The organism is Hornefia porci, assembly GCF_001940235.1.
GTDB lineage: Bacteria > Bacillota > Clostridia > Peptostreptococcales > Anaerovoracaceae > Aminicella > Aminicella porci.
Genome location: NZ_MJIE01000001.1, coordinates 2,668,811 through 2,680,011, shown reverse-complemented (window position 1 = coordinate 2,680,011; position 11,201 = coordinate 2,668,811). Strand labels below are relative to the sequence as shown.

Here is an 11,201-nt window from a genome sequence, read left to right as displayed (position 1 = left end):
TTCTATCATATTTATATCAGCTTATATCACAAAACCTCCGTCAACGCCGATGACCTGTCCGGTTATGAAGGACGCCCTTTCTGACGCGAGGAACAAAATCAGGTCCGCGACCTCCTCCGGGCGTCCTGTTCTTCCCAGCGGAGTTTCCTCCCGGAGCATTTCAATGTCCTCCTGCGTCAGTCCGCGGTTCATATCCGTATCGATGACGCCGGGTGCCACACAGTTGACCCGTATCCCCGAAGGGCCGAGCTCCTTCGCGAGACTTTTTCCCAGGCCTGCCAGAGCAGCCTTTGTCGCGGAGTATCCCGCCTCACAGGAGGCTCCGGTTCTCCCCCACATTGATGATACGAGGACAATGCTCCCCTTGCGGGCGCTGATCATCGGGGGAAGAACCTCACGCAGCACGTGAACCGCACCGTCGAGATTAACGCCCCGCAGAAACTCCCACTGTTCGTCCGTCATATCCGGGAACAGACCGGTCAGACTCACTCCGGCGTTACAGACCACGATATCGAAGTCTCCCCCGAAGCTTCTGTGCTCTGATGCTGCCAGCCTGCGGGAGAGTTCTCTTCCCGCCTCCCCGACAGCGGTCTTTACCGCATCATGATCTGCGATATCGCAGCGGACGGGCAGGATGTTTCCCTCGGCCCCGGCCTCCAGCGCAAGAGCCCCGGCCGCGGCACAGCTTTCCTTATACAGAAACACGGTCTCGCAGCCACCGGCCGCCAGACCCCTCACCGTCGCCGCCCCGATTCCCCGGGATCCTCCGGCAACCAGCGCGGTTTTCTTCCTATTGATATCCTTGCTCATAAGAACATTTTATCACAGGTTGGCAAAAAATTCCACACTAACTTACCGTGCGCTGTCACCGCGCGCCCGGCACGCTGCCCGGCACGCTGTTTGGAAGTTTTTGCTCATTCTTTTATTATTTTTTTGACATTTTTTGAACATTTCTGCTTGACTTTGATTGAATTTGTGGTAATATATAGGTGTAAAGAAAATTGATTGAAAATTCTCACGTGACAAAGGAGGGTCAGGATGCTGCAGGAAGAACGCTTTGCTTTTATACTGAAGGAGCTTGCCGAAAAGGGAGCCGTCAAGGTGAACACATTAGCAGAGCAGCTTCACACCAGCCAGTCCACTGTCCGTCGCGATATTCGCGAGCTGGACGAGAGCGGGAAGCTCAGGAAAGTCTTCGGCGGTGCCGTGGCTCTTGAACCCTCCGTTAACACCGTTGAATCAGATGTGCTCACCAGAGAATCCAGAAACACAGCAGCCAAGGATGCCATCGCCCGGTACGCAGCGACGCAGATTAACGAAAATGATTTCGTTTATATCGATGCAGGAACCACGACCGAGCGGATCATCCCTTATATAGATTCCTCGCTGACCGGCAGCGTGTACTTTGTCACCAACGGCATCATGCACGCCAGACGCCTGGTGGAAAGAGGATTCCGGGTATTCCTTCCCGGAGGAGTTCTGAAAGCCACCACTGAAGCGATCGTCGGCGCGGGCGCTATGGAATACATCGACAACTGCAACTTCACCAAGTGCTTTATGGGGACGAACGGAGTCGATCCCTCCCGGGGCTTTACAACGCCGGAGATGGACGAGGCCCGGATTAAAGCTCAGGCCATCCGGCACAGCTACATCACCTACGTGCTTTGTGACAGCAGTAAATTTGACAACGTTTCGTCCGTCTCCTTCGGCAAGCTTAACTGCGCGTGCATCGTCACGGACCGTCTGCCAAACGAGATTTACCGGAACATCACCGTAATCAAGGAGGTAGAAGCATGATCTACACTGTTACCATCAGTCCCGCAATCGATTATATCGTTCACCTGGACAGCATGGTTATGGGAGCCACAAACCGCTCCCGGCAGGAGGAATATTACTTCGGAGGCAAGGGGATAAACGTCTCCGTCATGCTGCAGCACATGGGAATTCCAAGCGTTGCACTGGGCTTTGTCGCCGGATTCACAGGCGAAGCGCTGGAAAAGGGGCTGCACGACCAGAACATCGCAACCGACTTTGTTCATCTGGGTACAGGGATTACCAGAATCAACGTAAAGATAAAATCAACTCAGGAAACGGAAATCAATGGGCAGGGTGCCATTCCCGAAGAAAAAGACTTTTTACTCCTCATTGATAAGTTAACCAAAATGCGCAAGGGAGACATCCTGGTGATTTCCGGTTCCATTCCGAATGGCTTGCCGGCAGATACCTACGACCGCCTTCTCTCAACAGCTGAGATGCAAGGCGCTCTGCCGGTGGTTGATACAAACGGGGAGCTGCTTCTGAGTACGCTGAAGCACCGCCCCTTCCTCATAAAACCGAACCGGGACGAACTCATCGAACTGTTCGGTGAAATAACTCCTCTCGAGGGCGCCGAAAGGCTACACGCCATGGGCGCCCGCAACGTCATCATCTCCCTCGGCAGAGAGGGAGCCATGCTGCTGGCGGAGGACGGCCGCGTCTACCGGTGCGGCGTCCCCTCGGGCAGTGCGATAAATACCGTCGGATCCGGCGATTCAATGGTCGCGGGATTCATTGCGGGCTACAACACCACGCAGAACTATCAACACGCTCTGAACCTCGGTGGGGCCGCGGGATCCGCGACCGCCTTCACTCCGGGGCTGGCGGACCGGGACAGCATAGAGGCCTGTCTGGCGGAGCTGGAGCAGTAAGAGTTTGTCTCTGAGAAAGGAAATGTTGAAATGCGTACAAAAGATCTTCTGAAACCTCAATCCATTCTTCTCCACGCAGACATCACAGAGAAACAGGAGGCGATCCGCACACTGATCGATCTTCATGATCAGGCGGGGAACCTCTCCGACAAAGAAGAATACACCAAAGGCATCCTGGCGCGGGAAGAGGAAAGCACGACTGCTGTCGGCGAGGGAATCGCCATTCCTCACTGCAAAAGCCCTGCCGTAAAGACGCCCGGGCTCACTGCCATGACTGTGGATCAGGGCATTGAATACGGCGCCCCGGACGGAAAGCCGTCCAATCTTCTCTTCATGATCGCAGCGCCGATGGACGGGGATCTCCATCTGGAGGTGCTCTCCCGTCTGATGATGCTCCTGATGGATCTGGATCTGCGGGCAAAGCTCCTGGCGGCCGATACGCCGGAAGAATTCCTGCAGGCCATCGATGACGCGGAGACCGCGAAATTCCCGGACGAGGCGGAAGCCGCTCCCGCAGAGGAAGCCCCCTCCGCCGCGACACACAAAATCCTGGCCGTGACCGCCTGCCCCACCGGCATCGCCCATACCTATATGGCCGCAGAGGCGCTGGAGCAGCAGGGCGAAAAGATGGGAATCTGGCTGAAGGCGGAAACCAACGGCTCCGGCGGCGCGAAGAATGTCCTGACGCCGGAGGAAATAGCAGAGGCGGACGGCATCATCGTCGCCGCAGATAAAAATGTGAAAATGGCCCGTTTCGACGGCAAGCCGGTCGTCATCACGAAGGTTGCGGACGGCATTAACAAGCCCGGGGAGCTGATCAGCCGCATTCTGAACGGCGAGGCTCCGATCTACCATCATCAGGGCGGCGCGGAGGAGGATTCCTCAGGTGCGCCCGAAGGAGAATCCATCGGAAGAAAGATTTACAAAGATCTGATGAACGGCGTGTCCTATATGCTTCCGTTCGTCATCGGCGGCGGAATCATGATTGCGCTGGCGTTCCTGATCGATACCATCGCCGGGGCCCCCAGAAACAGCGATTTCGGAACCTACACCGCCGCGGCGGCCTTCTTCAAGACCGTCGGCGGATACGCGTTCAGTTTCATGCTCCCCGTTCTCGCGGGATTCATCTCCATGAGCATCGCTGACAGACCCGGCCTCGCAGTCGGCTTCGTCGGAGGATATATCGCCACAGTCGGCAGCACCTTCGCTGACCCGGCCGGTCAGGCGGCGGCTGTCTCCGGATTCCTCGGAGCGCTTCTGGCAGGCTTCGCCGGCGGATACATCGTGCTCCTGCTCAAAAAAATATTCGCATTCCTGCCCAGGGCGATCGAGAATATGCTGCCGATTCTCATCCTGCCCCTCTTCGGGATCATACTGATGGGCGCGTTCATGTGCGCGGTCAACCCGGCCGTCGGAGCGCTGAACACCGCAATGACCCACGGTCTGAAATCCATGGGAGGCACAAGTCAGATCATTCTCGGAATTATCGTCGCGGGCATGATGGCCATCGATATGGGCGGTCCCTTCAACAAGGCTGCGTATGTGTTCGGCACCGCCGCTCTGACAACGGGCGACTTCAACATCATGGCAGCCGTGATGATCGGAGGCATGGTCCCTCCCATCGCCATCGCGCTGGCAACCACCTTCTTCAAAAACAGATGGACCCCCAATGAACTGAAATCCGGACCGGTGAACTACATCATGGGCCTGTGCTTCATCACTGAAGGCGCCATCCCCTATGCGGCTGCGGATCCGCTCCGCGTCATTCCCTCCTGCGTCGTGGGATCGGGGCTGGCCGGCGCTCTTTCCATGGCGTTCGGATGCACCCTTCGCGCCCCTCATGGCGGAATCTTCGTATTCCCGGTAGTGGGGAATGTCGGCGGCTACCTGATCGCTCTGGCCGCAGGCGCTGTCGCCGGGATGCTGATGCTTGCCCTTCTGAAGAAGAAGCAGCCCCAGTCCGTGCCGGCGAAGCAGGCTGCAGCGGCCGCCTGACGCGGCGTCTGCACCGAATCATATTTTGTAGCTGAAAGTTTAATATATAAAAGGAGAAATCACTATGGTAAGCAAGCAACTCAAGGTAACTAATTCCCAGGGCTTCCACATGCGCCCCGCAACAGTCTTTGTCAACGCGATGGCAAAGTACAAATCCGACGTCACAATTAATTTCAACGGTCTGACCGTCAACGGCAAAAGCCTGATGAATCTCATCGCGGCGTGCATCAAATTCGGCAGCGAAATCGAAGTCGTCTGCAGCGGCGAGGACGAACAGGCGGCGCTGGATGAGGCCGTCTCCATGATCGAATCCGGTCTGGGGGAAGAATAAACCGCAGCACGGTAACAGAAACGCAGGTGAAATTATGATTTTGAAAGGAATCGCAGCATCCGAAGGAATCGGCATCGGAACAGTACGGGTCGTCATTACAACGCCGAAGGAAATCTCGACTGCCGCCCCGGCGGATACTGAACAGGAAGTCGCCCGCTTCAACGACGCACTCGAAGGCTTCTGCGCGGATACTGAAACAATGGCAGCGGAGCTGGAACAGGCGGCCTCCGAAAAAGAGGCGGGAATCCTCCGCGGACACATTCAGCTGATCCGCGACCCCTTTGTGCTCCAGCAGATCACAGACGAGATCCGCAAGGGACTCAATGCGGAATCAGCGACAGACCGGATCCTGAACTCGGTCATCGAAATGTTCCGGGCGACGGGCGACCAGCTGACCATGGAACGGGCAACGGACATCGCTGACATCAGAACGCGTCTGATCATGCACCTTCAGGGCATCGAGGATGTGGATCTGGCCAGGGTTCCGGCGGGTACCGTCATCGTCACAGAGGATCTCACTCCCTCTATGACGGTGGGGATTACAAAGGATTCCGTGGCCGGCATCGTCACCGCCAGCGGCGGCTATACCTCGCACTCCGCAATCCTGTCCAGGGCGCTGGAGATCCCGGCGGTGCTGAGCGTACAAAATCTTCTGGACAGCGTTCACGACGGCGACACGGTCATCGTGGACGGCACAGAGGGTTCGGTTATTCTCTCTCCCGCCGACGAGGAGATTGAGAAGTACACGAAAAAGGCCGAGGAATTTCAGGAAATGAAACTGCGCCTTGAGGCCTTCCGGGGCAAACCCTCTGTCACCGGTGACGGGGAGCTCCGGGAAATCGTCGCCAACATCGGAACGCCGGCGGACGGCGTAATCGCGAAAGACGACGATGCGGAGGGCGTCGGCCTTCTGCGGACGGAATTCCTCTATATGAACCGTCCCTCCGCACCGCTGGAGGATGAGCAGTACGAGGCGTACAAGAAGGTGGTTCAGACCTTCGGAGACAAGCCGGTCATCATCCGCACACTGGACATCGGCGGCGACAAAGAAATTCCGTATCTGAACCTTCCCAAAGAGGACAATCCGTTCCTCGGGTACCGGGCAATACGCTTCTGCCTGAACAATCACGACCTGTTCCAGGCACAGCTCAGAGCACTGCTTCGTGCTAGCGCATACGGAAATCTTCGTATTATGATACCAATGATCACCCGCGTGGAGGAGGTTCGTGAAGTTAAAAAGCTCCGCGACCGGTGTGTCGAGGATCTGACCCGGGAAGGAAAACACTTCAACCCGGACACCCCCATCGGGATTATGGTCGAGACTCCGGCCGCCTGTATGATGGCGGACAGACTGGCCGCCGAGGTGGACTTCTTCAGTATCGGAACCAACGATCTGACCGGGTACACCATGTGCGCGGACCGGGGAAACAGTCAGGTCGCCGACCTCTATACGGCGTATGATCCCGCGGTACTCCGCAGTATCAAACGCATCTGCTCCTGCGCCCACAACGCGGGCATCCCGGTGGGCATGTGCGGCGAAGCGGCATCGGATCCGGCGCTGATTCCTGTTCTTCTGGCCTTCGGGCTGGATGAATTCAGCGTCAGCCACGAAAAGGTGCTCAGCACCCGCTACAACATGTCTTTGTGGACAAGAGTCGAGGCGGATCACATTGCAAGGCACGCTCTCGCAAGAGACAGCGCCGCCAATATCAAACGTTATCTTAAGGATAAAGTAAAAAGGAGGATCTCAAGATGAGTATCAGATTAGCAATTAATGGTTTCGGACGTATCGGCAGACTCGCATTTCGTAAGGTATGGGCAGACGACAGCTTCGAAGTCGTCGCAATCAACGATCTGACCAAGCCGGAAATGCTGGCTTATCTGCTGAAGTACGACACCGTTCAGGGCGGTTATCACGGACACACCGTCGAGTATGACGACGATTCCATCACCGTGGACGGCAGGAAGATTACAATTTACAAGGAAGCGGATGCGAAGAACCTGCCCTGGAAGGAGCTGAATGTCGATATCGTTCTGGAATGCACAGGCTTCTACACCTCCAAGGCCAAGGCTCAGGCTCACATCGACGCCGGCGCAAAGAAGGTTCTGATCTCTGCTCCTGCCGGAAACGATATTCCGACGATCGTATTCGGCACCAATCATGAGACTCTGACTCCGGAAGACAATATCGTTTCCGGCGCCTCCTGCACCACGAACTGCCTGGCGCCGATGGCGAAGGCTCTGAACCAGTACAGAGAGGTCAGAACAGGATTCATGACCACGATCCACGCCTACACCGGCGATCAGATGATTCTGGACGGACCGCAGAGAAAAGGCAATCTGAGAAGATCCAGAGCCGGCGCGCAGAACATCGTACCGACGAGCTCCGGCGCCGCCAAGGCGATCGGTCTGGTCATCCCTGAACTGGACGGCAAGCTGATCGGCTCCGCGCAGAGAGTTCCGGTTCCCAGCGGATCCATCACCATCCTGGACGCGACTCTGAAGGACATGACCGACAGCGTATCCGTGGAAGGCATCAACGAGGCCATGAAAGCCGCTTCCAATGATTCCTTCGGCTACACCGAGGACGAAATCGTTTCCAGCGACACCATCGGCATGAGCTACGGTTCCCTGTTCGATGCGACCCAGACCCTCGCCCAGAAATGCGGAACTCACATCTATGAGGTAAGAGTTGTCTCCTGGTACGACAACGAGATGTCCTACGTAAGCCAGCTGATCAGAACTCTGGATTACATGGCGACTCTGAAATAACAGCCGCCGGTCATCACCGGACATTAATCAAAACAAAAACTCAGGCAAATACTGCGGGTGCTGCTCACAGATATTGCCTGAGATTTTTATTTTTTCTTCATCCCGCTCCTCAAAGCAGAGAGCGCCCTCCCGAAACAATCAGGAGCACTGCCAGGATTACGAAAAGGATATCCCTTATCATGCTCCTCTTTTTCCGATGTCTGATGTCATCAATGCAGTCTTCCGTAAATAACGTTACCGCAACCGCAAAACAGAATAATCCTGCTATCAGAAATCCCCGGCCGCCTTTGTCTGCCAGATTATATAGAAGCAGTCCGAAAATAAGGATTCCTGTTTTTACCATCCATCTGGTTTTTCCCTTATCCATTTAAGACTCCTTTCAGCGGTTATTGATGTTCTCTCCGAAATGCGCATTGTTTGATGCGCAGCCAGCATTATTGTGGTTTGAGTAACTTATATTGCAGTTTCTGTTGAATGTTCTCATAATAATGCAAATACGAGGAATAGTATTGAGTATACTGACATCAGTAGCAACATTCCGTTATCATTTATTTCTTTTTTTGCGCAGAGAACTTTGTATACTGCAATCAGTATTAAAGATACAACACTTAACGTTACAATTACATATTGCCTCGTTTCAGAATAAGTTCCGAAAACGCTCATTTTTATTATTATTGCAATCGCCACATAAATTGTTTCATATATTATCAGAATCCTGCGCAATGCCAGTTTTATGCATTTGTCTTCATTTTTATAAAAATCTCCTTTCATAATTGAGCCCCCTAATATGTCCAGACTTTCACAACATTGTACCTGTATCCAGTCCACGATGAATTCCCATGGTATTCTGTTACTTTCTTTCGATCGACTTTTACTTTCACACCTTTCGTTTTTTTAGGATATTTGAGCCCCTCGTATATAGCTACAAATCCTGCACCTATAAGTGCAACCACTACACCACCTGCTGTCGAAATTGTGACTCCCATAATGGCTGCTGCAACTGTAATTATCGCCACAGCAATGGTAAACTTATTTGCAGTGGAAGAAACTACACTCCTAAGTTTTTTATAACTTATTGAATATGTTTTCGGCCAATTTGATTTTGCCTTAGCGGCCTTTTGGTTTTCGACAGATTGATCAATAGACAATTCTTGAATTGTTACAGTTTGTCCAGTTTGAGACGAGTACAAGGTCCCCTTTTCTTTATTAATCAGAAAATAATCACTTTCCGATTCGCCATCCACCTTTACATCGTATTTTATAACGCCTTCATTTTCGTGAATCTTGAGTATTGCACTGTTTTCATAATCGTATAATTTTACAGTGTTTTCGTCAATTTGCAATGCTTTTATATCGTCGCTTAATGCCATGTCTATTTTGTGATCTATACTGTCCCCGGGGTCTATTTTTGTCGCCCCGAAGGCGGTTGCAGGCATAGTTACTATCAAAGTAAAAGCAATCATTAACGATATAATCCTTCTTGCATTCATATTTACCATGTGAACACCTCCTTTTCTTAACGCAAAATAAAAAACTTGTTTGACAAAATGATAACAGCATCTTGTGTTAATTTCAATTTCTTTACTCCACTTTTTGGGGTACGCGTCATTCCCGATATAAAGCTCCTCTTGCGCATATTTCACCACTATAAAATTCAAACGATTTGTGCTAATTTTACCCTCTCCATACATATAAACGCACAGAATACTAAAAGGGGGACAAAAATATTGGGGAGATTTATTTTTTTCATACATAACACCGACAATTTCTGATTTCCTGACATAAGAAAAAGGGAAGCCGTTAAAGCCTCCCGTATCATCAGACAATCGCATCCGATAAGCCGGATTGTCTGTTATAAATCCGGAATATTCATTCCCTCCTGAAGTCCATTTAAGACTCCTTTCAGCGGCTGCCCTCCGTTCAGAATCAGTTCCACTGCCCGATTCAGCAGCATTGGAGTTCTCTCATACAGATCTTCTTTGTACACCCTCTCGGTCATCTTGTGAAAATCCTTCCCCCACGGGCCGATGTTCATGCAGGGCATGGATATTTTCTCAATGGCTTCAACGGGCAGGTCGAAGTACTCTCCCAGAAGCGGCATCGACCGCTCCAGTGCCTTCCGGATATCCGCTCCGCCGCGGATACTCGTAAAGGACAGATCACAGATTCCCGTATAGAAATATTCTCTCTCATAATGCTGCCGGAAGTTCTCCGCCGCAAACTGATCCAGTTTTTCGTAAAGTCCTGCCACAGAGGGCTCCAGCCCCTCGAAAAACACATTGGATACATTCGGATAGTAAGGCGGAATCAGTCCGTAGATCACTCTTGGAGAAAAATCATCAATGTACTCAAAAACGAAATCCACGATTTCAAAATTACATTCTATCAGATCCGTTTCTCCGGAAGCGACCCGCGCCAGAGCGTCTTTTCTTTTTCTTTCGTACGCCTCCCGGAAGCGGTCGCCATAAGCTGACGCCGCCTCCCGAAGCAGAGTATCGAAATCTTCCACCCTGCTCTTCCAGGGAAGCTCCGACGCCACCGGTTCCGCCGTCTCGCAGAATCGCCGATAACTGTCGTTCATGTCTGCGACTACACATTCAAACGCCTCCTCGCAGACAGATTTCACTTTGTTCAGAAGGCTCTGCGGCGACTGATCCAGCGTCAGAACGCTGAAGCACCCGGAAGCAGAAAGCGGCATTGACACGTCGTAGTGTTTCTTGCTGTCCTTCATGTACAGCCAGGTGGGCGGCGGTGCACATTCATTGCCCACAACGTCCGAAAAATCCACATTCAGCTCCGTCCGTCTCACAATTTCACTCAACAGGCTGACCGGGTTCAGACCCTCGTAGACTTTTCCGATATGTGACAGATAGCCGCGGACATACACGAACGGCAGGAGCTTGCCCACCGAGCCCTCTGAAATAATTCCCACGTCAGGATTCTTCCGCTGATGCGGCTCGGAATTGAACATGATTTTATAGTCGAAGCCATACCGATCCTTCAGTTCCGCCAGAAGCTGCACGGCGCGGCGCATACCCGCGGAAAGATTTTCCTCATCCGGCACCGCAATCACAATGACATTCCCGCGGAAATCCGGAAGCTGCGCGTATCTCCGGAGCAGAGAAAACTGAATTGCTCCGCCGCCCTTCATATCGCAGCCGCCCCGTCCGAACAGCCACTCGCCCGATTCCAGATCCCTCCCGGCATCCTCCGGCAGAGATTCCCTGATTCCCGCCAGCTCCTTCTCCAGCTCATCCGGAGAAAATGCGTATTCCTTCAGGAGCTTATAATCCTCCACGTCAACCACATCATTGTGATGAACAAAGACCACCGCGTCGTTTCCCTGACCTCTCACCATGGCGTAACTCACCCTGCGCTGAAAAGGGTCTCCCTCTATTTCACAGGTCCCGAAATAT

11 protein-coding genes are annotated in these 11,201 nt (G+C 52.9%); 6 read left to right on the top strand and 5 right to left on the bottom strand.

The features are described 5' to 3' along the window. Positions 1–21 precede the first annotated feature (21 nt). Positions 22–810 (bottom strand): SDR family oxidoreductase, encoded by a 789-nt coding sequence (locus BHK98_RS12405; protein ID WP_083628308.1) that lies wholly within the window; start codon positions 808–810, stop codon positions 22–24. Between the two features lie 228 nt (positions 811–1,038). On the opposite strand from BHK98_RS12405, the gene BHK98_RS12400 reads away from it, so the two are divergent. The 6 genes from BHK98_RS12400 (at position 1,039) to gap (ending at position 7,785) form a co-directional block, all read left to right on the top strand. Then, positions 1,039–1,797 carry a DeoR/GlpR family DNA-binding transcription regulator gene (locus tag BHK98_RS12400; protein WP_075714658.1) on the top strand — a complete coding sequence of 253 codons (759 nt, stop codon included), beginning with the start codon at positions 1,039–1,041 and terminating at the stop codon, positions 1,795–1,797. Continuing rightward, positions 1,794–2,687: a 1-phosphofructokinase family hexose kinase gene (locus tag BHK98_RS12395; RefSeq protein ID WP_075714656.1), complete on the top strand. Its 894-nt coding sequence runs from the start codon at positions 1,794–1,796 to the stop codon at positions 2,685–2,687. Before BHK98_RS12400 ends, BHK98_RS12395 begins: the two co-directional genes overlap by 4 nt. Before the next feature lie 30 nt (positions 2,688–2,717). Continuing rightward, positions 2,718–4,682, top strand: a complete 1,965-nt coding sequence (locus BHK98_RS12390; RefSeq protein ID WP_075714654.1) for a PTS fructose transporter subunit IIABC — start codon at positions 2,718–2,720, stop codon at positions 4,680–4,682. A 64-nt stretch (positions 4,683–4,746) separates the two neighbouring features. Further along, positions 4,747–5,013 carry an HPr family phosphocarrier protein gene (locus tag BHK98_RS12385; RefSeq protein WP_075714652.1) on the top strand — a complete coding sequence of 89 codons (267 nt, stop codon included), beginning with the start codon at positions 4,747–4,749 and terminating at the stop codon, positions 5,011–5,013. A 34-nt stretch (positions 5,014–5,047) separates the two neighbouring features. Next, positions 5,048–6,769 (top strand): phosphoenolpyruvate--protein phosphotransferase, encoded by a 1,722-nt coding sequence (gene ptsP / locus BHK98_RS12380; RefSeq protein ID WP_143404594.1) that lies wholly within the window; start codon positions 5,048–5,050, stop codon positions 6,767–6,769. Next, complete coding sequence (gap, locus tag BHK98_RS12375) at positions 6,766–7,785, top strand: type I glyceraldehyde-3-phosphate dehydrogenase (protein WP_075714650.1); 1,020 nt, start codon at positions 6,766–6,768, stop codon at positions 7,783–7,785. The genes ptsP and gap overlap by 4 nt, the downstream gene beginning before the upstream one ends. A 109-nt stretch (positions 7,786–7,894) precedes the next feature. On the opposite strand, the gene BHK98_RS12370 is transcribed toward gap, so the two are convergent. The 4 genes from BHK98_RS12370 to BHK98_RS12355 form a co-directional block, all read right to left on the bottom strand. Beyond that, on the bottom strand, positions 7,895–8,152 hold the full coding sequence (locus tag BHK98_RS12370; RefSeq protein WP_075714648.1) for a hypothetical protein: 258 nt from the start codon (positions 8,150–8,152) through the stop codon (positions 7,895–7,897). Between the two features lie 113 nt (positions 8,153–8,265). Beyond that, the gene (locus BHK98_RS12365) at positions 8,266–8,556 is read right to left on the bottom strand and encodes a hypothetical protein (RefSeq protein WP_075714646.1); all 291 of its coding nucleotides are present in this window, start codon (positions 8,554–8,556) and stop codon (positions 8,266–8,268) included. An 11-nt stretch (positions 8,557–8,567) separates the two neighbouring features. Then, positions 8,568–9,284 carry a hypothetical protein gene (locus BHK98_RS12360; protein WP_143404593.1) on the bottom strand — a complete coding sequence of 239 codons (717 nt, stop codon included), beginning with the start codon at positions 9,282–9,284 and terminating at the stop codon, positions 8,568–8,570. A gap of 353 nt (positions 9,285–9,637) precedes the next feature. Beyond that, positions 9,638–11,143 (bottom strand): M20/M25/M40 family metallo-hydrolase, encoded by a 1,506-nt coding sequence (locus BHK98_RS12355; protein WP_245796897.1) that lies wholly within the window; start codon positions 11,141–11,143, stop codon positions 9,638–9,640. Between the last annotated feature and the right edge of the window lie 58 nt (positions 11,144–11,201).